The sequence below is a fragment of the Stappia sp. genome (assembly GCF_048268045.1).
GTDB lineage: Bacteria > Pseudomonadota > Alphaproteobacteria > Rhizobiales > Stappiaceae > Stappia.
Map to the genome: position 1 here is coordinate 1 of NZ_JBLWWG010000008.1, position 24,954 is coordinate 24,954.

The 24,954-nt window shown below is 62.8% G+C and carries 21 protein-coding genes and 1 pseudogene; 9 read left to right on the forward strand and 13 right to left on the reverse strand.

The genetic code is table 11. The features are described from left to right. The coding region (locus ACN0WF_RS13795) for a hypothetical protein (RefSeq protein ID WP_417773365.1) at positions 1-256 on the forward strand (256 nt) is incomplete at its 5' end. 66 nt (positions 257-322) lie between these two features. Here ACN0WF_RS13795 and ACN0WF_RS13800 read toward each other — a convergent pair. From ACN0WF_RS13800 to ACN0WF_RS13850, 11 genes are all read right to left on the reverse strand, one after another. Then, positions 323-4,972 (reverse strand): autotransporter domain-containing protein, encoded by a 4,650-nt coding sequence (locus tag ACN0WF_RS13800; RefSeq protein ID WP_417773366.1) that lies wholly within the window; start codon positions 4,970-4,972, stop codon positions 323-325. Positions 4,973-5,286: 314 nt separating this feature from the next. Beyond that, the gene (locus ACN0WF_RS13805) at positions 5,287-6,090 is read right to left on the reverse strand and encodes a helix-turn-helix transcriptional regulator (RefSeq protein WP_417280683.1); all 804 of its coding nucleotides are present in this window, start codon (positions 6,088-6,090) and stop codon (positions 5,287-5,289) included. 310 nt (positions 6,091-6,400) lie between these two features. Next, on the reverse strand, positions 6,401-7,441 hold the full coding sequence (locus ACN0WF_RS13810; RefSeq protein ID WP_417280682.1) for a LacI family DNA-binding transcriptional regulator: 1,041 nt from the start codon (positions 7,439-7,441) through the stop codon (positions 6,401-6,403). Between the two features lie 171 nt (positions 7,442-7,612). After that, entirely contained in the window at positions 7,613-9,037 is a 1,425-nt protein-coding gene (locus ACN0WF_RS13815) for a neutral/alkaline non-lysosomal ceramidase N-terminal domain-containing protein (protein WP_417280681.1), read from the reverse strand. Beyond that, a complete protein-coding gene (locus ACN0WF_RS13820; RefSeq protein WP_417280680.1) occupies positions 9,034-10,761 on the reverse strand; it encodes an IlvD/Edd family dehydratase in 1,728 nt (575 codons plus the stop codon). The genes ACN0WF_RS13815 and ACN0WF_RS13820 overlap by 4 nt, the downstream gene beginning before the upstream one ends. Positions 10,762-10,828: 67 nt before the next feature. Beyond that, positions 10,829-11,821, reverse strand: a complete 993-nt coding sequence (locus tag ACN0WF_RS13825; protein WP_417280679.1) for an ABC transporter ATP-binding protein — start codon at positions 11,819-11,821, stop codon at positions 10,829-10,831. After that, positions 11,818-12,831 (reverse strand): ABC transporter ATP-binding protein, encoded by a 1,014-nt coding sequence (locus ACN0WF_RS13830; RefSeq protein WP_417280678.1) that lies wholly within the window; start codon positions 12,829-12,831, stop codon positions 11,818-11,820. The genes ACN0WF_RS13825 and ACN0WF_RS13830 overlap by 4 nt, the downstream gene beginning before the upstream one ends. Positions 12,832-12,833: 2 nt before the next feature. Next, positions 12,834-13,727 (reverse strand): ABC transporter permease, encoded by an 894-nt coding sequence (locus tag ACN0WF_RS13835; RefSeq protein WP_417280677.1) that lies wholly within the window; start codon positions 13,725-13,727, stop codon positions 12,834-12,836. Beyond that, positions 13,724-14,668, reverse strand: coding sequence for an ABC transporter permease (locus tag ACN0WF_RS13840; RefSeq protein WP_417280676.1), 945 nt, complete (start codon positions 14,666-14,668; stop codon positions 13,724-13,726). The genes ACN0WF_RS13835 and ACN0WF_RS13840 overlap by 4 nt, the downstream gene beginning before the upstream one ends. 61 nt (positions 14,669-14,729) lie before the next feature. Next, positions 14,730-16,307 (reverse strand): ABC transporter substrate-binding protein, encoded by a 1,578-nt coding sequence (locus ACN0WF_RS13845; protein ID WP_417280675.1) that lies wholly within the window; start codon positions 16,305-16,307, stop codon positions 14,730-14,732. A 101-nt stretch (positions 16,308-16,408) separates the two neighbouring features. Continuing rightward, positions 16,409-17,089 (reverse strand): RraA family protein, encoded by a 681-nt coding sequence (locus ACN0WF_RS13850; protein WP_417280674.1) that lies wholly within the window; start codon positions 17,087-17,089, stop codon positions 16,409-16,411. A 130-nt stretch (positions 17,090-17,219) separates the two neighbouring features. Here ACN0WF_RS13850 and ACN0WF_RS13855 point away from each other — a divergent pair, with 130 nt between their 5' ends. Together ACN0WF_RS13855 and ACN0WF_RS13860 are read left to right on the forward strand one after the other, a co-directional pair. Then, on the forward strand, positions 17,220-17,954 hold the full coding sequence (locus ACN0WF_RS13855; protein ID WP_417280673.1) for an SDR family oxidoreductase: 735 nt from the start codon (positions 17,220-17,222) through the stop codon (positions 17,952-17,954). 14 nt (positions 17,955-17,968) lie between these two features. Further along, positions 17,969-18,175, forward strand: coding sequence for a hypothetical protein (locus tag ACN0WF_RS13860; RefSeq protein ID WP_417773367.1), 207 nt, complete (start codon positions 17,969-17,971; stop codon positions 18,173-18,175). 10 nt (positions 18,176-18,185) lie between these two features. On the opposite strand, the pseudogene ACN0WF_RS13865 reads toward ACN0WF_RS13860, so the two are convergent. After that, a pseudogene (locus tag ACN0WF_RS13865) lies at positions 18,186-19,071 on the reverse strand (DDE-type integrase/transposase/recombinase). 177 nt (positions 19,072-19,248) lie between these two features. On the opposite strand from ACN0WF_RS13865, the gene ACN0WF_RS13870 reads away from it, so the two are divergent. The 6 genes from ACN0WF_RS13870 to ACN0WF_RS13895 are packed head-to-tail and all read left to right on the forward strand — an operon-like array spanning position 19,249 to position 24,276. Next, positions 19,249-19,701: a c-type cytochrome gene (locus ACN0WF_RS13870; protein WP_417280671.1), complete on the forward strand. Its 453-nt coding sequence runs from the start codon at positions 19,249-19,251 to the stop codon at positions 19,699-19,701. 12 nt (positions 19,702-19,713) lie between these two features. Then, positions 19,714-21,069 (forward strand): cbb3-type cytochrome c oxidase subunit I, encoded by a 1,356-nt coding sequence (locus tag ACN0WF_RS13875; protein ID WP_417280670.1) that lies wholly within the window; start codon positions 19,714-19,716, stop codon positions 21,067-21,069. After that, entirely contained in the window at positions 21,066-21,872 is an 807-nt protein-coding gene (locus ACN0WF_RS13880) for a CbbQ/NirQ/NorQ/GpvN family protein (RefSeq protein ID WP_417280669.1), read from the forward strand. Before ACN0WF_RS13875 ends, ACN0WF_RS13880 begins: the two co-directional genes overlap by 4 nt. A 13-nt stretch (positions 21,873-21,885) precedes the next feature. Continuing rightward, positions 21,886-23,799, forward strand: coding sequence for a nitric oxide reductase activation protein NorD (locus tag ACN0WF_RS13885; RefSeq protein ID WP_417280668.1), 1,914 nt, complete (start codon positions 21,886-21,888; stop codon positions 23,797-23,799). Between the two features lies 1 nt (position 23,800). Continuing rightward, positions 23,801-24,001: a protein NnrT gene (locus tag ACN0WF_RS13890; protein WP_417280667.1), complete on the forward strand. Its 201-nt coding sequence runs from the start codon at positions 23,801-23,803 to the stop codon at positions 23,999-24,001. Beyond that, the gene (locus ACN0WF_RS13895) at positions 23,998-24,276 is read left to right on the forward strand and encodes an NnrT protein (protein ID WP_417280666.1); all 279 of its coding nucleotides are present in this window, start codon (positions 23,998-24,000) and stop codon (positions 24,274-24,276) included. The genes ACN0WF_RS13890 and ACN0WF_RS13895 overlap by 4 nt, the downstream gene beginning before the upstream one ends. On the opposite strand, the gene ACN0WF_RS13900 is transcribed toward ACN0WF_RS13895, so the two are convergent. Next, positions 24,259-24,954: a NapC/NirT family cytochrome c gene (locus tag ACN0WF_RS13900; RefSeq protein WP_417280665.1), complete on the reverse strand. Its 696-nt coding sequence runs from the start codon at positions 24,952-24,954 to the stop codon at positions 24,259-24,261. The genes ACN0WF_RS13895 and ACN0WF_RS13900 overlap by 18 nt on opposite strands.

The following is a 24,954-nucleotide window of genomic DNA, read 5'->3' on the forward strand; positions in this document are numbered from 1 at the left end:
CGATACCAGCACGTCGACCTGCCGAAGCTTCGCGACGATCTCTTCCGGCTTGTGTCTCTTCTGTCCCATTCGTTCGTCCTCCATCTGGCTCGAAAGCCTACTTCAAGAAGGACCACTTTTCTGGGGGCAGACCACTCCGCGTCAGACCCCGTCAATAGCCCCGGCCATATCGGCCAAACCCACCGCCAGAGTCTCCGTCAAACTGGATAAAACTTGGGGGCAACGTCACCTGGCGAAGCGGGCCGATCCGGCGTGAGTGTCGGATCGTGCCCGGCGGGACGCAGTCCCTCGGCCTGATCCAGCGCGCAGGACCGCAGGCTTGCTAGAAGCGCACCTCAAGTCTCGCGTTGGCGCCTTGTTCCACGGCATTGCGTCCGAAGCGCCCCTGATAGGTGAGCCCGACCTTCGCGCGGTCGCTGAAGTTGAAGCGAACGCCGGCCTGCAGGAGTGCGCTGTCGCGATCGATGGGCGCTCCCTGAACGGAGAAGCTGTCCAGGCCCGCAATGGCGAGGCGCCTCTCGGCCGTGACGCTGCCGATGGCATGCTGCCAGCCGAGACGTCCGGTCAGCTCGGTGGTCATGCCATCGCGCGTCGCCAGGGTTTTCGACAGGCGCATGCCAAGGTTCGTTGTCCCGAAGAACTGCCCTGAGGCCTTGCCGGAAAGCGCCACTTCGGCGGATCCGGTCTCCTTTATGGCGCCGGCATGGTGATGAACCACCGCGAGGCCGGCGTAGGGCTCAAGTCCGAGCCAGGGCGTCTCGACCCGATAGGAGAGGTCCGCGAAGGCCTGTGCGGTGCGCGATCCGTAGTCGGCGGTGACGGTCTCGTCGATGCCACCGAAGGCGACGTGACGGCTGGTCGATACCTGATGCCAGCTGTGGGAGACACCGGCGTCGACGCGAAGTGCGCCGGTGCGAACCGCGCCATAGGCGCCAAGCGTGAAGCTCTCCGCCGTAGCATTTGATCCGCGGTTGTCGACGCTTGCCGTTGACCGCCCGAAGCCGGTCAGGAGGCCGAGCCTGATATCCCGCGTCGGGCTGGATTCCACACCGAACAGCCCTCCACCGGTGCTGCTCGAAAGCCGGGCGGCATTGCCGTCACCATTGAACATCGCGTAGGCGCCCTGAGCCTGGCTCCAGATCTGCAGGTTCGTGAGAGGCTCCTGCGCTGTCGAGGGAGCCGCCTCGCCGTTGTTTTGGGCGAGGCTGTCGAAGCCGCTGGCAATGCGGTTGGTCACGGCATCGCGCAGACGGCCACTTTCGCTCACGAACATCGCCGGCAAGGAGGCGTGGATTTCGCCGGACAGACTGTCATAGGCGGCGCGGGCCGACGCGGCGTCGAGGCCGATCAGCGCGCCATAGAGCGTGGCGGAGGTTGCCGGACCGTCGAGGCTCGTGGCGACGGCCAACTGGTTGGCGGTCCGTGCCTGCGAGGCGAAATTCGCGCTGTTGCGGGTCAGCTCAAGCACCACCGCATTCGGCTGGTAGACGAGCGTTGCATCCAGGAAAGCGAAGCTCTCCGTCACGCTGTCGAAACTCCCGAAGACGCCGCTAGCGCCGGTCATGATCGTGTAGCTGGTCGACGGGGCAAGGGGAGCCGTACTTCCGCTCAACAGCGAAACATTGACCGTTCCGCCCGTCAGGTCGATGCGTCCAGTCGCCGTCGTCAGATCGCTCGCGCCGGTATCGTCCACCTCGACGGCGTAAATGCTTCCCGGGCCGAAGGAGGCGTCGCCGGCCACATTGATGGTCCCGATCGAGTTGCCGGGCGCAAGCGTTCCCCCCGAGGCCAGCGACAGACCGCCGATCGTGCCGTTGCCATGGAGCAGGGCGCCGTCGTTGACGGTAAAGCTGCCGGCAAGCGTGGTGTCGAGCGCATAGACGACACCCGAGTGCAGTTCGACATCGCCGGTGAAGTTCGATTGAAGCCGTGCCGCACCGGTGCGGTAGATCTCGGCCGAACCGGTAAAGCCGGAATAGTCACCCGAGAGCAGCGTCTCGCCGTTCCGGAAGGCGAGCGTGCCGTCGCCGGTGACGTCGGCTGCAAAGTCATAGGCCGCATCCCCGTGATTGAAGACGATGCTGCCGTCACCCGCGCCGAAAGCGACCGTGCCGGCCAGCAGCGTCCCCGCGCCGACCGGGGTCGCACCTTCCTCTGAGCCGAAGACGAGCGTGCCGCTTGAGTCGGCCGATGTGCCGAGTTCCAGCGTCCCGGTTCCGCCGCCGATTTCAGCAACGCCGTCTTCCGACAACACAAGCATTCCCTGCCCGCCGGAGCCGCTTCCCACCGCCGCAGCGGTTGCAATTGACAAGCGGCTGTCGGCCCCCGCGACAGTGACCTTAGCGCGGGAAGAGCTTCCGACGTCGAGGCTCGCGGCGTTGACCACGGCCTTATCCCAAATCCACAGGTTGCCGCTTCCGCTGCCGCCGGTCTCGCCCAGGGTCAGGTCCGAGCCGATGGTCCACAGCGTTCCCGCACCGGAAATCTCGAACTCGGCATCGCTTGTGCCGGCCGCGGTGATTGACCCACGCCCGCTCGACATGGTCTTGCCACTGCCGAAGCTGAGAACGCCCTCGTCGACGCTGATCGCGCCGGAGACGGTCGTGTCGCCGCGCAGAAACACGGTTCCGAACCCCGTCTTCGTGAGGTCGCCCAAGCCGGAGATTTCGCCGGAAAAGCGCGTGACGTCATCCTGATCCAGGACCAGGTCCGCTTCAGAGCCAGTGCTGGTCAGCGTGCCGCCGGTTCCCCACAGCCTCGACATCGTCAGGTCATGGCCCGCCAGGTCGAGGGTTCCGCCGTGGATCTCGTATTGGGTGTTGTCGGCGAAGGCGTTTGCGCCGCCGGCGCGCAACGTGCCGCCGTTCACCACTGTCGTGCCGGTGAAAGCGGAGTTGTTGCCGGTCAGGGTCGTGGTGCCGGCGAGGCCGGCGATCGTCCCGCGGCCTTGTATGTCGGTGGCGAAAGTGTAGCCGCCATCGGTGTGGTTGAAGACCAGAGAACCGTTACCGTTTCCGAAGGTGAGCGAACCGGCGGTCATGGTGCCGGCCGCTGCTGCGGTTTCGCCGGCTGCGGCGCCGATGTTCAGGACGCCCGCGCCACTGAAGCGCGCCACATAGACGGTCGAGGCTGAGTTCAATGCGCCGCCGTCGGTCAGGGTCAAGGTGGCGCTTTGCCCGTTCTGGCCGATGGTCACAACGCTGGCGGCATTGATTGAAGATCCCGGGCCTGTGACCGTGACCGTGGCGTTTGAGTCGGTCATAAATCCCAGGATAAGCAAATTTGATGTCTTGAGCTCGGCGCCATTGTCGATCGTGACCGTGCCGTTGCCATATGAGCCGATGAACATGTTGTCGCTTGCTGTGAAGGACGATCCCGGCCCAGATATGTTGAGCGTCCCCGTTGAACCGCCGAGGTGGCCGACGCGGGTGATTTCCCCCACCGACACTTTCGCACCGTTCGCAATGGACAGGTGACCGGTGCCCAGATAGCCTACCCTGAGATTCTCCGTAATTGACCAGGAAGAGTTCGCCCCCGTCACATTGACGGTGCCTGTGCTGTTCGCCGCCTCGCCGAGAAAGGCATTGTAACCGGTGGTCAGGCTGGCGCCCTCCGAGATGGTCAGGCTCCCGGCATCACCGCCCGCATAGCCGAGATAGGCACTATTGGAGCTGTTCAGTGACGTTCCGCTTCCCGAAACGGTCAACGTGCCTGTCTTTCCCACCTGGCCGCCCAGGTAGATGCGGTAGCTGTTGATGCCGGACCCGTTCGAGACCGTCGCCTCGCCATCCGCCACGTGAAAATTGCTTACGCTCGCCGTTGCCCCGTCGAGGTTGAGCGAGCCGCCTGAAACCGTCAGGTCTCCGAGCGCGGCACCGGCTGTGCCGGTCATGGTCCAGGTGGAGCTGCCTGTCTTCGACATGGCTTCAAAGCCGGTGTATTTGGTGCCGATATCGCCCAGATCGAAGCTCGCGCCAGGGCTGGTATCTCCTCCCAGGACAAGTGTGTCGCTCCCGCCACCCGCGACGACATTGCCGGTGATCGTTGAACCGGATCGTAGCTCCAGTGTGTTGGTGCCTGAGGTGAATTCGATGGCATTGGCGCGGACGCCGTCGCCGGAGAGCCCGCCGGCAATCGTGCCGCTGTTGACGATCGTCAGGTCTGAGCCGGAGATGCCGGTCCCGCTGACACCTTCGTTTCCGGCAGACCCCGTGCTGGCCATTATGGAACTACCGCCCGCGCCCCCTTGACCTCCCGCGCCACCGGTGATCGTCCCGGAGTTGTCGATGGTGAGGTTGCTGCCCGCGATGCCGGCCCCACCCGCACCGCCATTGCCGCCCCTCCCGCCATTGTCGGAGTGACGGAAGCCGCCATTGCCTCCGTTGCCACCGTGTCCGCCCGTGAGTGTGCCGCGGTTCTCGATCATGCCGTCGCTGCCGGAGACGGCGGCGGCGCCAGCTCCGCCGCCGCTGGCGTTCGCATTGACGGAGTCATAGGCGCCATTGCCGCCTGAACCGCCGTTGCCGCCGGTTGCGGACCCGGTCAGCCGCAGCGAAACCCCGCTCCCCGTAACGGCTGTCGTGCCAGAATCTCCCGCAGTGCTGGCGGCAGCGTCTGTTGCGTTGCCACCGTTGCCCCCATTCCGGCCGGCCGCAGTGCCCGACAAGGCGGCGGTGAGTGCATTGGTGGACGACTCGCCCGACAGCACCAGCGATGTGCCGGATGCGGCGAAGGGAGAGCCGGTGATCTCGACCGGGGCGCTTGCACGGACCGTGACGTTTGCCGCAAAGGCGGGCAATGTTCCAGTGACAGCAATGTTCGCGATGCCGGGATCGATCTCGATCACGTCGCCGTCCGACGAGGCATTCGCAATTGCCCAACTCAGCGACCCTGCGACCGTTCCGCTTCCGTCATCCGTTGCCTGCGTAACCGCATAGGTCGCCGCCTGTACCGTCTCGACGGACAAGGTCATGAGCGACGCGGCGCACAGGGCCGTCGAGGCGAGAAGCCGCACGGCACACCGGCGCGCGGGACTCGTCCGGCGGGCTTTCTGGCGGCTTTCATGCCTGTGAGCCCAGGGCCTTTCTGCACGGCTCGACATGTCATGTAGCGCTTCGCAAGGTGCGCGAGATGTCGTGTCGATCATGGCCATGGTTTCTCCCTCGAGCCGCACCGTCAGGTCATGTGACGGCGCGCCGCAGGAAAGCCGGCACGGCTCTCCTGCGGCGCAAGTCGTTTTCACAAGCCGCTTATGGCGTCGGAGGGGGAGGGAGTTGTATCCCCTGTTTAGGGGTTATTGTTCGATATCAGGCCTTTGCCGAGCCACAGAGCCATCAGGCTTGAGCGGCTGGAAACACCATATTTGCGGAAGATCCGCTTCACATGGTCATGAGTGGTATGCGGGCTCTGGTTGTTCTGCTCCGCGATGCGCTTCTCTGTCAGACCGAGCAGCAGCCCCTGCAGGACGAGCTGTTCGGTCGGGGTGAGTGGTGCCGAGGCGACACCAACCCCTTCGCCAAGCAGCTGGTGCCGGTAGAACCAGCGAAGCCCGCGCAGCGCATGGAAGATCAGGGCCTGATCCTCGCGGGAGAACGGCGTCTTTTCGAAGCTGCGGTGGAACCCGATTTGCAACTCCGCGTCGGCGCTCACGGGAATGCCCGCCCAGATGGAATCGTGCCGGTCCAGGGCTTTGTAGTAGCGCAGATAGGACGGCCCCTCGAACCACTCCGGCGTGGCCAGTTCGCTCAACAGCAGGACCCGGAACGTTCCGGCCAGTTCCACATTGCGCGTCGTGGTGATGTCCGGTTCGCCCTCGTCCATCTCCGCAAAGGCCTGGTCGATCGCCTCACTGGTGAACTCGCAAGGGTTCAGCGTGAAGAGACTGCGGGGCCGCCATCCCTTCATCGGATCGCCGCCCTGGTTCCAGTCCAGCCGCACGCAGCCGATCCAGTCCGCATTCTGCGCATCCACCATGGTGCAGATCTCTTCCAGCAGAAACCTGCGCGACGCCTGTATATCCACCGCGTCGAAGGCGGAAAGGTCGTCCCATAGCTCGTAGATCCTGTCGAGACTGGAAAAACCGATTTGCATGAAGAGTCCGTGAAATGATGAGGGAGCGTCGTAGACAATATAGCGAGTGCTGGCCCATGGTGTGATCCGGTATAACCACCTGATCGCAGTGCGCCTCATGGCGCTGCCAGTCCTCCCTTATGATCAAGGGGGAAAACTCCGCGATCCGGCGGTCCACGCTTGGGGAGCCGACCGCCGATGATTCCTCTCAAGCGAGGCTCTCGTTTTATCTTCGTTCTGTCGGCAGGACTGCTAGTCCCCAGTCCTCATTGAAGCCTTGTCATCGATGCTGACGGCGGACATCCAAAAAGTTGCAAAACTGCGCTCCCGATCAGCCAATGGAACCGCCTTCGACGACGCTGACGGGCATCAGAAGATGCTGAGCTTCTGCCCCTTCCGCGTCGATCAGGCCGATGAGTATCTTACTGATTTCATGACCGATTTCATAGGCAGGGGAGGCAACGCTGCACAGGGTTGGCTTGGAGAACTTCTGGAACAGGAAGGCGTTGTACCCGGTCACCATGAGGTTGCCGGGAACGGAGAGCCCGCATCGCTCTGCAGCCTGCATTGCCGCAAGGCCAAGCTGATCGTTGCCGCCCATCACCGCATCGGTGTTCGGGTGGCTCCGCAACCACGATTCGATCTCGTCGATGGATGCTTCGAAATCGTCTTCACTACAGGACAGATAGTCGATGCCCGCCCGGTTTCCCGCAGCCGCAGCCGCAGCGGCCGCCCGTCGCTCCATGGCCGGCCAAACCTGCCGAGAAGCTACGAACAAAATACGCTTGGCTCCCTTGTCGAGCAGTCGTTCGACAAGCATTCTTGCCCCTGCGCCATCGTCCTGGCGGACCGAAGAGACTTCAGGCAGGTCCGGAGGAGGTTCGTCCTGGATGACGACCATGGGGGGCGGCAACTGCGCAAGCTTTCTATAGACCTGCACCCTCTGTTCGCGTTCACCCGAGACCATGACGGCAAACCCGTCACAGCCGAAGCTGCGCTCCATCAGCGTGTCCAGTGCCTCCGGGCTGCGCAACCCGTTCACCATGAGACTGTAGCCTATGGTGGCGAGATAATTGCTCATCCCGGCGGCAACCTGGGTAATGTAGGGATCATCGAGAAAGCGTCGGTCTGGGTGCAGTACGGTCAGGCCGAGCGCAAATTCCTTTTGCAGCCTCAGGCTGCGGCCACTGCGTTGGGGCCGGTAGTTGAGTTCGCGAATTGCCTCGCGCACGCGCGCGGTCACTTCGTCGCCAACACGGGCCATGCGCCCGTTGATGACATTAGACACCGTCATCATGGAGACATTGGCAAGTTTTGCCACGTCCTTGAGGCTCGGCTTTTGTGACCGCCCGACGGCGGACTTCTTGGCCATATCGCGTTCAACCCAACTACCGCCCCGCCACAGGGGCCTTCAGCTTGCTTCCATTGATATACGCCGAATTGCGGCTGGAAGACCCTGGAGACTGTGGATAATCGGAGACTTATGCGCCCGGAAATGCGCTTATCCGCCCTTCCGGGTGCGTCCTTCAGCAGTTTGGCGCCTTCAGGCGGTGTGAAGAGACTTCACCAGTTCGATGGCGGATTGCCGGAAAACGGCTTCGGCATCCTTCGAGACATAGCAGGCAAGCTCCACCTCATAGCCGCCCTCGGCATAGCAGTCGGCTGGTGGCAGATAGCCTTCGGTGCCGTTTGTGTAGCCTCCAACAAAGGTCATTGCGAAGGGCGAAGCCTCGCGGATGGCAAGCCCCGTTGCCGAAAAGATCTCCATCGGAGCCGACACCAGCACCGCATCGCCGATGCGCAACGCGCGTATCGGGATCGGCACAGATGAAACATTCTGCACGCGCTGCGCCATGACGAGCATGATGTCGGCGCGCCGCGCCCGGAAATGGACATCGGCAAGCGTTTCGTGGTCCGCACCATTGTTCTTCAGCGCATGGAGTTCCGCCTTGGTTGCAGCCGCGCGTTCTTCCAGAACATCGATGGGTTCGAACGGCTTTACGGGCAGTTCGGCAACGGCTTCCGCCACGCGGATCGACGCGGGATTGTCGGCAAGCACCGTCTTCTTCTGAACACCGAGCGGGGCTCCGGATTCCACCACGTGGCTATAGTCCATGCGGTAGTTCATCGGAGACATCGCGGTAAGCGCAGTTGCGGCATCCGCCGCGATCCGGTTGCCGATCCGCTCGGCAAGCCGCACGTCGCCGCTCAGGGCTTCGAACGGGATCTGGTCGCCCGCGCTGCCCTGCAGGAACAGGCAGATACCGCCGACGAGCTTTTCGACGCCCTCTTTCAGGGCTCCGGGAAATTCAGCGCTGATCGCCGTATTCTGGTGTGCAAGCACGATAGGATGCGTGCCGTAGCCCACGACGCTCGCGATCGTGTTGCCGTCGAGATCGTCGAAACGCAGGAGCGCTATCGTCGTGTCGCGCAGCCCGCCCTGATGCGGGCTGACCACCATTCGCCCCTCAGGGGTGGAGAAACGCCGGGTCAGCGTGACCTCGCTTACACCATAGCCGGAGGCAACGCGGGCCGGCTGCAGGCTTTCAACCGCCAGGCGGCACGCCGAAAGGATGGCCTGCAGGGACTTCTCGCGCCATGCCGGCATCAGGTCCATGCCGGGCATGTCCGGCGACAGACCGTTTGTCGTCTCCGCATTCCAGACCGGTGCGCTGTGCGTGTGCGTGGCCCCTATGGAAATATCAGCGGCCGAAACGCCCGTTTCCCTCTCGATCGTCGCGCGTATCTCGTTGCAGACACTTGTCGGCAATCCCGTCAGATCAAGGTCGCAGACCAGAAGTCTTGTCCCGTCGTTTTCAAGGCAAAGCGCCGTCGCATGCAGCGGCAGGTGAATGCTCTCGGCAAGATCGACGGTACGCGCGCCCCACAGGATATGAGGGATACCCACCGGCGGTGTCATGTCCGCACGGCCCACTCCGCATTTCAACAAGGTCGTCTCCTCCATCATACGTAGTCCCGTGCCACGGCGGCGCCGCGCCGCCCCTTGAGAAGCTCGAAATCGCAGCCTTCATCCGCCTGCAGAATCTGATCTGAAAACAGCCGCTCGAAACCACCGGCCGGCGAGGCCGCCGGCACCCAGCTTGCCCTGCGACGCGCAAGGTCCTCGTCCGATACCTCAAGCACGATCGAGTTCGCCGATGCGTCGAGGGAGATCATGTCCCCGTTTTCCACCAGCGCGAGGGGGCCGCCGATGGCTGCCTCCGGTGAAACATGCAGGATGACCGTGCCATAGGCCGTGCCGCTCATGCGGGCATCGGAAATGCGCACCATGTCGGTCACGCCCTTCTGGAGCAGCTTGCGCGGAAGCCCCATGTTGCCGACCTCCGGCATGCCCGGATAGCCGCGCGGCCCGCAATTCTTCAAAACCAGGACACTGGTTTCGTCGACCTCCAGATCGGGGTCGTCGATCCTTGCGTGATAGTCGTCGATATCCTCGAAGACGACCGCCGCGCCGCGATGCGTCATCAAGGATGGCGTTGCGGCGGACGGCTTGATGATCGCCCCGTTCGGCGCCAGGTTGCCGCGCAGCACCACGATCCCCCCGTTCTGGGTAAGCGGGGCGGACATGGGGCGGATGACCTCATCGTTGAGAACCCGGATCGCGCCATTGTTCTCGGCAATCGTCCGCCCGTTCACAGTGAGGCAATCTCCGTGAAGACGCCCGGCATCCAGAAGCCTGCGCAGCACCGCCTGCATGCCCCCTGCATTGAAGAAGTCCTCCATGAGGAAGCGCCCCGAAGGCATCAGGTCAACGATGGTCGGAATATTGAGGCCGATACGGTTCCAGTCGTCGAGCGAGAACGGCACCTCGACCCGGCCTGCCAGCGCCTGCAGGTGAATGACCGCATTGGTCGAGCCGCCAATCGCGGCATTGGCGCAGATCGCGTTTTCGAAGGCCCCGCGCGTCAGGACACGCGACATGCGCAGATCCTGATGCACCATCTCGACAATGCGCTTGCCACTCATGAATGCCAGCACGCGCCGGCGCGCATCCACGGACGGAATGGCGGCATTTCCGGGAAGCGTGATTCCCATTGCTTCCGAAAGGCAGGCCATGGTCGAGGCGGTGCCCATCGTGTTGCAGGTTCCGGGCGAGCGGCTCATGGCCGCTTCCGCCGCCGAAAACTGTTCCGGCGAGATCGTTCCGGCCCGCATTTCCTCGCTGAGCCGCCAGACATCGGTGCCTGAACCCAGAACCTGCCCGTTGAAGTTCCCGCTCAGCATCGGCCCGGCCGACACGAGGAGAGCTGGCAGATCGCAGCTTGCCGCCCCCATGAGAAGGGCGGGCGTGGTCTTGTCGCAGCCCGCCAGCAGCACCACCCCGTCGATGGGGTTGGCGCGAATGCTCTCTTCCACTTCGATGGCGGCAAGATTGCGGAACATCATCGCGGTCGGGCGCATGTTCGATTCACCCAGCGACATCACCGGAAACTCGACGGGAAAGCCGCCCGCCTCGAAGATGCCGCGCCGCACATGTTCGGCCAGGTCGCGAAGCTGGCCGTTGCAGGGCGTCAGTTCCGACCATGAATTGCAGATGCCGATGACGGGCCGGCCGTCGAACAGGTGTGGAGGGAACCCCTGGTTCTTCATCCAGCTTCGGTGAATGAAGGCTCCCTTTTCATGCCCTCCGAACCATTCGGCGGACCGCAATGGGTCTTTTTTCTGGGTCATTTTGTGTCTCGCAAGGCTGGCGCGATGGTCCTGGTGATCTTCCGTTCGTGAAATCGGGGATATTCTGTCAGGCTGCGGCGGCCTTCAGCTCCTCGGCAAAATGGCAGGCCACCTGGTGGCGCTCGCCCAGTTCCCTGAGTGCCGGAGGCTCGCTTCGGCAGAGATCGCGCGCGAACGGGCAACGTTGGCTGAAGCGGCACCCCGGAGGCGGGTTGAGAGCGCTGGACACCTCCCCGCCAAGGCGCGCGCGGTTGCCCCGAAGGCGCGGATGAGCCACCGGGATCGCCGCCAGCAGCGCCTGCGTGTAGGGATGGCGCGGGGAGGCGTAGAGGGCATCCTTCCCGGCGATCTCCACCACCTCGCCCAGGTACATCACCGCAACGCGATCGGAGATGTGCCGCACGACCGAAAGGTCATGCGCGATGAAGAGGTAGGAGAGGTTGAACTCCTCCTGCAGGTCCTGCAGCAGGTTGATGACCTGAGCCTGGACCGAAACATCCAGCGCCGAGACCGCCTCGTCGCAGACGATGAAGCGCGGATCGGCCGCAAGGGCGCGCGCAATGCCGATGCGCTGGCGCTGGCCGCCCGAGAATTCGTGCGGATATCGCGTGATATGTGCCGCGTTGAGCCCCACCCGGTCGAGCAGCATGCCTGCGCGCTCGCGCATGGCCCGGCGCGTCATGGCACCCTGCACATAGAGCGGCTCGGTCACGATATCCTCGACCGTCATGCGTGGATTGAGGGAACTGAACGGATCCTGGAAGACGATCTGGATCGACTTGCGGATGGCCTTGAGTTCACCCGCATCGAGCTTCAACAGGTCGCGTCCCTGGAAAAGGACCTCTCCCTTGTCCGGCTCCATGAGGCGCAGAAGCAGCCGCCCGGTCGTGGATTTGCCGCAACCGGATTCTCCGACCAGACCAAGCGTTTCTCCCTCGCTGATATCGAAGCTCACCCGATTGACCGCCTGCACCGTACCGATGATCGTGCTCCGGAAGGGGCTGCGGATGGTGAAGTGCTTGGAAAGGTTCCGAACGGATAGAAGCGGTGCTTGGCTCATGCCTCGGCTCCCTCTGGTTGCGCCGCCGAGGCAAGGAGTTCATCCGCCCGGATACAGGCCGAGGCATGATTTTGTCCCACAGCGATCATTGGGGGTCTGCCGGTCTTGCAGGCCGGTTGCGCAAGGTCGCAGCGCGGCGCGAAGCGACAGCCGGGCGGCAGCGCGCCAAGGTTCGGCAGCGCGCCGGGGATGGTGGTGAGCCTGCGGGGGTTGCCGGTCAGCTCCGGCGTGCACTGCATGAGGCCCTTCGTGTAGGGGTGCGCTGGGCGGTCGAATATCTCCGTCACCGGTCCCTGTTCCGCGATCCGCCCGGAATACATGACCACCACCTTGTCAGCGCATTCAGCGATCACTCCCATGGCGTGGGTGATCAGCACGATAGCCATCTTGGTTTCGGCCTGGATTTCCAGAAGCAGGTCGAGAAGCTGAGCCTGGATGGTAACGTCCAGCGCCGTGGTGGGCTCGTCGGCGAGAAGCAGCTTGGGAGAGCATGACAGGGCGATGGCGATCATGACGCGCTGCCGCATGCCGCCCGAAAGCTGATGCGGATAATCGTTCATGCGTTGCGCAGGTGAGGGGATGCCGACCTTGGTCAGAAGCTCCAGTCCTCGGTCGAAGGCCGCGCGGTAGCTGATGCGCTCGTGAATACGGATCGGCTCGATCAGCTGGTCGCCGATCTTCAGAACCGGATTCAACGAACTCATTGGCTCTTGAAAGATCATGCCGATGGAGCGGCCACGCAGCCGGCGCATCTCCCGGTCGGAAGCGCGTGCAAGGTTGTGGCCGTTGAACATGATGCGTTCGGCTGTGACCTGCGACGTGCTCTTCGGCAGGAGCCCCATGATGGCAAGCGCTGTTACGCTCTTGCCTGAGCCGCTTTCACCGATAAGGCCGACGATCTCGCCCTCGTTCACGTCGAAGCTGACGTCGTCGACAGCTACCACCGTGCCTTCGTCGCCTGTGAAGGTCGTGCGCAGCCCTTCGACGCGCAGAATTGGCTCTTTTGGCATGGTCAGTGTTCCATCTTCACACGAGGGTCGAGAACGTCCCGCAGACCGTCGCCCAGAAGGTTCAGGCCCAATACCGTGATCGCGATGGCCATGCCGGGAATGACCGTCATCCACGGAGCCTCGCGGATATAGCTGCGGCCTTCGGAGATCATTATGCCCCAGCTGGGATCGGTGGGTGCTGCCCCGAGCCCCAAAAAGCTGAGCACTGCTTCCGAGAGGATCGCATAGGCGAAGACGAAACTGAGCTGCACCACCAGAGGCGCCATGCAGTTGGGCAGGATATGGCGCCGCAAGATATGGTAGTCGCCCGCACCCGCCGCCCGCGCCGCATTGACGAATTCGAGCTGGCTTACCTGCAGGACGGATGCTCGCAGGATACGCGCGGTGCGCGGAATGTAGACGACCGCCAGCGAGATCACTGCCGTCATGGCCGAGGCTCCCATCGCCGCGGCAATGCCGATTGCAAGCAGCACCGAGGGAAACGCCATAAGAGCATCCGACAGGCGCATGAGAATGCCGTCGAGACGCCGAAAATAGCCCGCAAGTGCCCCTAGAAGCACACCGAACACCGCATTCAGGAGAACGACGCCCAGACCGATCGCAAGGCTCAGCCGCGCGCCCCAGGCTACGCGGCTGAAAAGGTCGCGGCCCAGATTGTCGGTGCCCAGCAGGAATTCGAACGATGGCGGCTGGAAGCGGGAGCGGATGGCCATCTTGTTCGGATCGGCTGGTGAAATGATCGGTGCGAGGATGGCGATGGCCGTCACGAACAGGCATAGCCACAGGCCGATCATGAAGGAGCGGTGCCGGATGAGGCGACGCACGCGCCGCCCCGCGAAGAACCGTCTCAGGAAAGACGGAGCGCCTTGGCTGTCGTTCATTTCGAGACTGCTCATTGGACGCGCACCCTGGGATCGAGCCAGGCATAGAGCACATCGACCGCGATGTTCAGGATCAGAAGGACCGCTGCCACGAAGATGAGGCCTCCCTGGATCATGGGATAATCGCGGCCGAGGATCGCATTGCCCAGAAGCGCGCCGATCCCCGGCACGGCGAAGATGGTTTCCACGATGACTGACCCCGACAGAAGCACCGAAAGGATCATGCCGAGCACAGTGACGACGGGGATCAGCACATTGCTCATGGCGTGCTTGATGATCACCCGTGGCTCACTCGCGCCCTTTGCGCGGGCTGTGCGGATATAGTCTTGGCCGAGCACCTCCAGCATGGTGGAGCGGGTCAGGCGGGCAAGCAGGCCGATCTGCATCATGGCGAGCGAAAGAGCCGGCATGGTTGCCGCCAGGAACCAGCCCAGCGGGTCTTCGAAGAAGGGCACGTAGCCCCCCGTCGGCAGCCAGCCGAGATGCACCGAAAACAGGACGATCATCACGAGACCCAGCCAGAAATTGGGGACGGAAACCCCGATCAGCGCGAAGGCCATCGCCACCTGATCGATCCAGCAATTGTGTCTCATCGCCGCGATGACGCCGATGGAAAGCCCGAGGATGATTGTCAGGACGAGCGAATAGAGCGCCAGCGATATGCTGATGGGCGAACGCTCCAGCACCACCTTCAGGACCGGCTCTCCCAGAATGATGGAGTAGCCGAGATCGCCCTGAAAGAGGTTTCCGTAGAAGATCATGATCTGCGTCAGAAGGGACTTGTCGAGCCCCAGGGTCTGCCGCAGTTTGATGAGCTCGTCGGGCGTGGCGTTGGGGCCCGCCAGAACGGCGGCGGGATCCCCAGGCACCAGCTGCATGATCCCGAACGAGATCAGGCTGACGAGAAGCAGAATCGGCACGGCCTGGGCTATGCGCCTCAGCGTGTAATCAAGCATGTGACCTCCGAACGTTTTCGTGCCGGTTCACGCATGGCGGAACATGGGGCAGAAGGGCTGGCTATTCGGCCAGCCAGACGTTCGAGACACGCGTGTTGAAGAACGGCACATAGCCCTTCACATTGGCGCGCGTTGCCTGGTTCTTCGGCGTGACGCCGAAGGGAATTGCCATTACCTGCTCGAACACCCGCTCCTGCGCCTTGGCGAAAGCGGCCTGGCGCTCTTCCAGATCCGGACTCGTGCTCAGAACCCGGAATTCCTTCATGAACTCGGCGTCGGACTTGTTGTCCTTCGGCTTGTGCACGTTGGACGGGTCGGCAAGGTTGCGCAGCGACTGCGCGCCGCCCTGGGCGGTGACCGTGATCCAGCCGGTGTAGAAGAAGTTCCAGCCCTTCGTCTCGTTCACGCTCATGCCAAGCGCGGTGGGCCAGTCCAGGACCACCAGTTCGGCATTGATGCCCACGGCTTTCAACTGCTCCGACATGACGAGGGCCGCCGTGTAAAGGCGGGGAATATCCCTTGTCGTCAGGAGCTTGACCGTCTCGCCGTTGTAACCGGCTTCCTTGAGCAGGGCCTTGGCCTTCTCCGGGTCGTTCTGATTGTAATACTGGCTGCCGGCTTCCGAATAATAGGTCTGGCCGGGAAACTGGAACGACGGGTTGAGGCTGTAGGAGCCGTCGCTCATCGCATCCATGATTTCATCGAGGTTCATGGCCGCCTGGATCGCTTGGCGCACCTTCAGATTGTCCGTCGGCGGCTCCGAAAGATTGGGATAGGTGAGCCACAGAGCGGCATGCTTGAGCTGCGCCTGAACAATGTCCTTGTTGCCGGTGAGACGCTCCTTGGAGAGCGTCGGCACATCCTCGACGATATCCACCTCGCCCGTTTCGAGCGCTGCAAGACGAGCGCCGGGTTCTGCCAGCGTGCGGAACGTGACGGTGTCGACGCAAGCCTGCTTGCGTCCGGCAAAGCCTGACAGGCCTTCAAGCGTTTCGTTGGGCTTGTAGTCCTCGTAGCGCTTCAGTTTCACATGGCTGTCGGCCACGAATTCCTCAAGCTGGAACGGTCCGGTGCCGATGGGCTCGAGCCGGGTTGCCTCCGCGCTTGCCTGTTCCGAGGGAACGATGACGATCGGCACGGTCGATGCCGAAATGCTCTCCAGGAAACTCGCCTGCGGCTCCTTGAGAACGACGGCGAAAGTACCTTTGTCCGGCGTTTCCCAGTGATCGACTCCGCCGAGAGCGGACCGATCCACGCCGATGCGGCTGTACCGGTCGAAGGAAGCAGCCACGTCCGCCGAGGTCAGCGGCTTGCCATTGTGGAACTTCACACCTGGGCGGAGCTTGAAGGTGTAGGTCAGTTTGTCGTCGCTGACGTCGAGGGCTTCCGCGAGGTCGAGGACGGGCGCCATGTTCTCGTCGCGCGTCATCAGCGTCTCGAAGATGTTCATGGCGACATTGCGCGTCGCGTTCGCCGCATTCACATGCTGGTCAAGTGTGCCGAGCTTTGCCTCCATGCCCAACACCAGATCACCGCCCACATGACCGCAGAGTTCAGCATAAGCCGGGCCTGCGGCGACCACCATTGCGCCGGCGACCAGCAGGCCGTGCAACCGGTTTTTCGAGTTTCTGTGCGTCATTTCGCTCTACCCCTCTATTTTTTCTTGGCGTCATTATCCGAGGGCGCGGGTCGTGCCACGCTCTCGGATTTCGCTTTCTGGCAAGTGCGAGTCAGGAGGACTTACAGGATGCCATATTTCGCGAACACGGTTGCGAGGCGCTCTCCCGCCTCGAGATCGGCCAGCGTGTTGCGCTCGCCGCGCAGGCGTTCCTGCGCGACTTCGAGAACCCTGGCCTCTATCTCCTGCGGAACGACGACGACACCATCTGCATCGCCGAAGACGAGATCGCCGCTGTTGATCTTCACGCCGGAGCACTCGATGCCGACGTCAAGCGCCACGACCTTGCCGCGCCCCTTGCAATCCAGTGGCGCGATGCCTCCGTGAAAAACGGGAAAGCCCGAGGCAAGGATTTCGCGCGTGTCGCGCACCAGGCCGTCCATGACCGCCCCTGCCGACCCGCGAACCTTTGCAGCCGTGCTCAAGAGACCACCCCATGGCGCCATGCGTCCTGAGGTGCCGCATGCGAAAACCGGGATCTCATCGACCTTCAGGTCGTCCACCAGCTTGATCTCGAGCTCGTAGGGATTTTCGCCCGGAGCAGGACGCTCATAGACGTCCATGCAAAGCGCCGTACGCGCCCTTCCGACCATCACCAGAGAACTGTCGAGCGGCCGGATCGTGTGATGCATGGCCTGGTTCATGTACCCGAGATCGTCGAGGACGTCGGAGAGAAGGGCGGTGAAGAAGCGCTCCCTGAGTTCGGTCAGGGTCGGCTGCGGTTCGGTTTCCAGGGGGGCCATCTGTGCGGTCGCCTTCGTGGTGTTTGCATACTTGAATTGCAACAGGTTTATCGTTAAATCTTATGCGAAGGTCGCGCCGAGTCAATAGCCAATTTCGACGGCCGCCCCTCAAGCTGATGAAGGATGGAAAATGGGTTCACTCACAGGAATGACCGCCCTCGTCACCGCAGCGGGACAGGGAATAGGCTTTGCAAGCGCCCGAGCCCTGGCCGAGGCGGGCGCAATGGTGCACGCCACGGATATCAATGGAGAACGTCTCTCCGCGTTGGCCCGGCAAGCGGGCTCCATCGAGCCGCACCTGCTCGATGTCCGCGACATGAATGCCATCACCGCGCTGGTCGCAGGGATCGGCAAGATCGACATTCTCTTCAATTGCGCCGGCATCGTTCACAGCGGAACCGTGCTCGACGTCCGCGATGAAGACATCGATCTTGCCATGGACCTCAACGTCAAGGCGATGATCCGCACAATCAAGGCCGTGCTTCCTGGAATGCTGGGTCGGGGCAGCGGCAGCATCATCAACATGGCGTCGGTTGTATCGAGCGTGAAGGGCGCCCCCAATCGGTGTGTCTACGGCCTCACCAAGGCCGCGGTGGTCGGGCTCACCAAATCCGTCGCCGCCGACTATGTGGGCAGCGGAATTCGCTGCAATGCGATTTGCCCCGGCACCGTGGACAGCCCCTCGCTGCGCGAGCGGCTTGAAGCGACCGGCGATTATGAAGCGGCCCGCAAAGCCTTTGAGGGCCGTCAGCAGATGGGGCGACTGGGGACTGCTGAGGAAATCGCCGATCTCGTCGTGCATCTGGCCGGCGCCACCTACACCACCGGTCAGGCCTACGCCATCGACGGCGGCTGGACGGTCTGAAGCCATAGCGAAAGATGATGAAACTTGTGCGCTTTTGCGCAACCGGTGCAGAAAAGCCCGACCTTGTCGACGACAGCGGCGAACTGCGCGATTTCTCGTCCTATGTTGCGGACATTGCCGGGGAAACGCTTTCGTCCGCAGGGCTCGCGGCTCTGGCGGCACTCGATCCGTCGTCCCCGCCTTGTGTCGCGGCACCAACAAACTCATCTGCATCGGGCTGAATTACGGCGATCACGCGCGTGCTGAATAGCCCCGAGTTTGGTGGACACCGTCGGCGTACGTTTCCTGCTGCCGTTCGAACTCGACGGGTGGCAGTATCCCGTTCCTTACGCGCTTGCGCTTCGGGTTCTATAACATCTCGACGTAGTCGAACACGTCCTTCCTTGCCTCCTCGCGCGCTTGAGGAGATTGAAGAAGCTCTCCGCCACGGCATTGTCAGGGCAGTTGCCGCGCCGGCTCATCGAGTGCTCAAGAATGTGGTGCTTCAGGAACGCCGCCCAGTTCATGCTGGTGAACTGCGAGCCCTGATCGGACTGGACCAGAACCTTGCTCTTCGGCTCTCTACGCCACACCGCCATGAGCGACACCTGCAGCACGACATCAGTGGTCTGCCTGCTCTGCAGCGACCAGCCGATGATGCGGCGCGAGAACGGGTCGATCACCGCGGCCAGCCTGGCGAGGCGCACGATGCGGTGGGGCAACCGGTCTCTCCCTGATCGAGGAGGTCGTCATGCCGCTTGCGGTAGCCGTGGACCCTGTCGCTTTCCTTCCACGCCTTGCTGAGGAGTGCGGTCTGACAGGGATCTTCCCGAGCCCGTTTGCTCGGCGGGTTTTTCAGCCATGCATAGAAACCACTGGGCCGGATACGCAGGCAGCCGCACGTCGCACGCGCCGTGAACTGCTGACGATGCTCGGCGACAAACGCGTATTTCACTTTGCGTCCTTGGCGAAATACGCGTTCGCTTCCTGATGGCTTCGATAACTTCTTCTTCCACGCGTGGAGCGAGTGTTGGCTCACGCCCGGCCGCTGCGACACCTCCGCAGCCGGATAGCCCCGCTCGGTGATCTGCGCGACAGCATCGCGTTTGAACTCCTCACTGAAATTGCCGGATCCCATCATGGCCTCCTTGCCTCAAAATCAGGGAAGAAGGCATCCACAAATCCAAGGTTTGTTCATCTTATGTTCGTTCCAGTGGCACGAAAAACCGTTCCCTTCTTTGCGCTCCGACAACTTCTCCGATCGTGAAACAGGCTAGGGCTTTTGCGATCCGCAACAGGGAACAGGTCGGTCACGATGTCTGAAATCCTTACGAAATCGCGGGCGCGGAACATCTTCTATGGAGGGTCACTCTTCTTCATAGCGGTCTTCGTCGCCCTCACGGTCCAAAGCCACCGCTATGTCGTCTCCACCTCCACGGCCGGAATGCCGCTCTCAGACGAGGTGCGCCTCGGCAAGCATGTTTGGGAGCGAAACAGCTGCATCAATTGCCACACTCTTCATGGCGAGGGCGCCTATTTCGCTCCCGAGGTCGGCAACGTGATGACCCGCTGGGGCGTGCTGGAGGACAAGCAGGCCGCCTACGAGATGCTCGACGCCTGGATGAAGGCGCAGCCCTCCGGAATCGAGGGGCGCAGGCAGATGCCCCACTTCGAGATCACCGAGGAAGAGATGCGCGGACTGGCCGAGTTTCTTCGCTGGGCCGATCAGACGGATACGCAGAACTGGCCACCGAACGACGCGGGCTGAGGGAGAACACTCATGAGATATGCATCGCAGAAAGTTGCCCTTGCCTACTTCGTGGCGGCCATGGGCCTGTTTGCCATCCAGGTTCTGGGCGGCCTGCTCGCCGGCTGGATCTACGTATCGCCGAACACGCTTTCCGAAATCCTGCCCTTCAACATCATCCGCATGATCCACACCAACGCTCTGATCGTGTGGCTTCTTCTCGGCTTCTTCGGCGCTGCCTACTATCTGGTGCCTGAGGAAAGCGAGCGGGAGATCTATTCGGTCAAGCTCGCGTGGCTGCAGCTTGCCATTCTCGTCATTGGCACGCTGGGCGCCGTCGCGAGCTATCTGGTCGGCATTCACGGCGGACGTGAGTTCCTGGAACAGCCGCTCTGGGTGAAGTTTGGCATCCTTGTTGCCGCTGTGATCTTCCTCTTCAACATCTCCTTGACCGTTCTTGCGGGACGCAAGACGGCCATCACGAATGTGCTTTTGATGGGACTCTGGCTCCTGTCGTTGCTGTGGATCTTCGCTTTCATCAACCCGGACAACCTCAGCCTCGACAAGATGTACTGGTGGTTCGTCGTGCATCTGTGGGTGGAAGCCACATGGGAGCTGGTGATGGCCTCGATCCTCGCCTTCCTGCTGCTGAAGCTCACCGGCGTCGACCGCGAGGTCATCGAGAAGTGGCTCTATGTGATCGTTGCAACGGCACTGGTCTCCGGCATTCTCGGCACCGGTCACCATTTCTACTGGATCGGCCTGCCCGCCTACTGGCAATGGGTCGGGTCGGTGTTCTCGACTTTCGAGGTCGTTCCGTTCTTCGCCATGATGAGCTTTGCCTTCCTGATGGTCTGGAAGGGGCGTCGCAACCATCCGAACAAGGCCGCTCTGCTGTGGTCGCTCGGCTCATCGACGGTGGCCTTCTTCGGCGCCGGCGTTTGGGGCTTCCTGCATACGCTGCACGGCGTCAACTACTACACCCACGGTACCCAGGTGACGGCGGCGCACGGCCATCTCTCCTTCTACGGAGCCTATGTCGCGCTGAACCTGGCGGTCTTCACCTACGCCATGCCGATCCTGAGGGGCCGGGCGCCTTATAATCAGGTGCTGAACATGGCGAGCTTCTGGCTGATGACCGGTGGCATGGCCTTCATGACCTTTGTGCTGACCTTCGCCGGAACGATCCAGACCCACATGCAGCGGGTCGTGGGCGACTACTACATGGACGTCCAGGACCAGCTTGGCCTGTTCTACATGATGCGCTTCGGCGCGGGCATCGCGGTCGTACTCGGGGCATTGCTGTTCATCTACGCCATTCTGTTTCCGCGCCGCGAGGTTGTCACTCCGGGAACCAAGGTGGCCGCGCCTGAAGGAGGTCTGGCATGAGTGTCCAGAAAAGCACCGGGCCTTTGCGCGAAGTTCCCTTCTACCAGTCGACCGGGAACGAGTGCACGCTCTTCCAGGCCGCCTATGAAAACGGTCTGCCCCTTCTTCTGAAGGGGCCGACCGGCTGCGGCAAGACCCGCTTTGTCGAGCACATGGCCGCCTGCCTGAACCGGCCGCTCTACACGGTCGCCTGCCATGACGACCTCTCGGCGGCCGATTTGATCGGCCGCTACCTCCTGCGTGGCGGCGAGACGGAATGGGTGGACGGTCCGCTGACCCGCGCGGTGCGCGAAGGTGCGATCTGCTATCTCGACGAGGTGGTCGAAGCGCGCAAGGATGTCACCGTGGTGCTGCATCCGCTTACCGACAACCGCCGAACGCTTCCCATCGACCGCACCGGAGAAGAGCTCAAGGCGCCACGAGAATTCATGCTCGTGGCGAGCTACAACCCAGGTTACCAGAACATTCTAAAGCGCCTGAAGCCTTCGACCCGTCAGCGGTTCCTGTCGATCAGCTTCACGTTCCCTGATGTGGCGACGGAGACGGCTGTCATCGTTCGCGAAAGCGGATTGCCGGAGGAACGGGCTGCGTCACTCGTCCGGCTCGCCGGACATATCCGCGCGCTTTCGGGCATGGACCTTGAGGAAGGCGTCTCGACCCGGCTGCTGATTTACGCCGCGACCCTGATTGCCGGCGGCATGACGCTGGAGCGCGCACTCGATGCGGCGGTGATCGAGCCCATGAGCGACGAACCGGACGTGCAGCGCGCGCTGCGCGATCTCGTCGCGACGGTCTACGGCTAGGAGCGGTGCGGCCATGTTCAATCCCCTGGACCTGCTGGAGCCGGAAGAAGCTGTCGGCAATCTCTGGCACGACTGGGCGAGCCGCCTGGCCGCGCCTGAGCAGAATACCGGCAGTGCGGTGACGCTGGAGGCCGTGCGCCCCAGTATCGCCGTGCTCTTTCGCGCACTCGGCGGCGCAAGCGGCGTCGAGATCGCCGAGGCCCCGGCCATAGGCGCAGCTCATCGGCGTGGCGCAGCCGAAACGCTTGCCGACGCACGCCCCATGGAAACGCCCGCCACCTTCGATGGCGAGCATCTTCGCCTGCCGGGCGTCATGGACCATTTTGCGGATCCGCGGCTGAACAAGGCCGCCTATCTCTGGCTTGCCGCGCTTTGCGCGCACACGACACATGTCGAAACCCTGCCGGAAGATCCGCTGGCGGCGGATCTTGTTCGCCTTGCCCGCCTGCGCGAGGCAACTGCGATGACGCTCAAGACCTGTCCCGGGCTCGGTTTGAGCCACCGCGCCCTGCGCCGCCAGGTGCTGGCAACCCGCGTGGCACAACCGCGCGGAGAGGCAGAGCAGGCGGTCGAAGGCCTCATCCGCGCCAGCCTCGGGTCCACGAGCCCACTGTCACGGCTGGCGCGCGAGCTTGCCGGAAGCTCTTGCGAAGAGATTGTGGCACCGCGCGGCTACCGTTCGCCGCGCTCGGTCGCGATATGGCCACGGCTCATCGCCCGCAGGCCGGGCAGCGCTGCGGCAGAGGAAACTCCGGGCGCCTCTCCGCAGGGCCTGGCGACGACCACGCGCAAGGTTGGCAAGCGCGAGAACCGTGACGAGGCGAACCGTCGGGACAGCTTCATCATTCATCGCTTCGAGGCGATCATGAGCTGGGTCGAGAGCCTCAACCTGAACCGCTCGGTCGAGGACGATGATGACGAAAACGCTCAGAAGGCGGCCGAAGACCAGGAGCATATCACCCTGTCACGCCATGACCGGCGCGCGGCAACCCGTCTGCGGCTTCATCTCGACCTTGCCCCGCAAGATGCAGATCACGAGGCGCTTGCGGACAGGCATGTCTATCCGGAATGGAGCCACAGAAGCCGCACCTATCTGCCGGGCCACTGTCGGGTCCTGGAGAGCGAGGCGCCGGTCTCCGCACGTCGGGAGGCGAGTTCCGATCCCCGTCTTGTCGAGCGCGTGCGCCGCCAGTTCGAAAGTATGCATCCGCGCCGCATCATGCGCGCACGCCAGACAGACGGGACAGAACTCGACCTCGATGCAGTCGTTGCCAACCGCATCGCTCTTCGGGCGACGGGTGAAAGCAGCGACCGGCTCTACCGCGACCTGCGGGTGACCGAGCGCGATCTTGCCGTCGCGGTGCTCATGGACTGCTCGCGCTCCACGGAAGCGGTGATCGGCGAGCGGGCGATCATCGATACGGCCCGGGAAGCCCTCGGTGCGCTCACGTCTGGTATCGATGCGGCAGGTGACAGGGTCGCCGTGTGGGGCTTCTCCTCACTGCGCCGCGACCGCGTTTTCCTGAGCCGCTGCAAAGACTTCGCAACACCGATGTCAGAACAGGTTCAGGCCCGTATCGCCGGCCTGAAGCCCGGTCACTACACGCGGCTGGGTGCCGCCATCCGGCACGTCTCGGCAAAGCTTGGCGAGGAGCCCGCGACCCGCAAGCTGTTGCTTGTGTTGACCGACGGCAAACCCAACGATCTTGATCACTACGAGGGTATCCATGGCATCGAGGACAGCCGCATGGCGGTGCGAGAGGCCAGGAGCGCGAGCCAGGCGGTGCACGCAATCGTGGTGGATGCCGACGGGCAGGACTGGTTCGCCCGTATCTTCAACCGGTCGGGCTTCACACTCCTGCCTGATCCTGCGCGCCTGACGGGCGCTCTTCCCAAAATCTACCGTTCCCTGATCGAGGAGACCTGACATGCGCGCGCTTTCCCTTCTTCGCACTCCGATCGCGGCTCTTGCAGGCATGGTAGCGGGCCTTTCGCCAACCTTTGCGAAGACCTTTGACCGGCCAATCCCGAAGCCGCAGACCGGCGAAGCCGAGGTCTGGTTTCTCGTCGCCTCTCTTGCCCTCGTCCTGTCGCTTGCTGCGGTGCAATGGTTGGTCGCGCGCCGATGACCGCTCGGCCAGGCTGGCGGCTTGTTGCCGCACTTTTTCCCTTTGGCGCGGGTGCGGCGGCGGTCAATCTCTTCTTCGCCTCGCTCATCGCGAGTTGGGTCGGTTGGCCGGTTCTCAGTCCGTACCAGGCCGCCGTCGGCGGGCTGGTGCTTGGCGCACCGGCCACCTGGTTCTTTGCGCAACACATGACGAAGCTGATGCGCCGCGCCGATGGCCAGTCCCGGATCGAGATGGAAGGTGCCCCGCCCGACGACGGCTCAGTTCCCTTCAAGTGAAACAAGGTAACGGCGAACGCTTTCCGCGTCCTGATCACTCTCCGACGCGCTGGAACTGCGCATTTCGGCAGGCGCCATCCAGCCGGGCTCGACGTTTTCCATGTTCGGAAGCTGGTGGGCGATCCCCTTGTGGCAGTCGATGCAGGTCGCCTCGCCTGAGATCAGGAACCGCCGGTGAATGTCCGCTGCCCGGACGGTCTGTTTGCCGAAGTCCATGGCAGCGTCGGAATGACAGTTACGGCACTCAAGACTGTCGTTGGCCTTGAGGCGCGCCCATTCGTGCTTGGCGAGCTCGAGCCGGTGATCGAGGAATTTCCTGCGCGTATTGATCGTGCCGAAGATATGTCCCCATACCTCCTTCGAGGCCTGCATCTTTCGAGCGATCTTGTCTGTCCAGTCATGAGGCACATGGCAGTCGGGGCAGGAGGCTCGCACCCCAGAACGATTGGAAAAATGCACTGTACGGGTCAGCTCCTCATAAGGGTTCGCCTCCATCTCGTGGCAGCTGATGCAGAACGCCTCCGTGTTGGTGATCTCAAGGGCGGTGTTGAACGCGCCCCAGAAGATTACACCGCCTATGAACCCACCAAGCGTCAGAAACCCCAATCCGAAATGAACGCTGGGCCGCGCGAGAATTTGCCAGGCCCAATGACAGGCAGCCTTGATCCGCCTCCACAT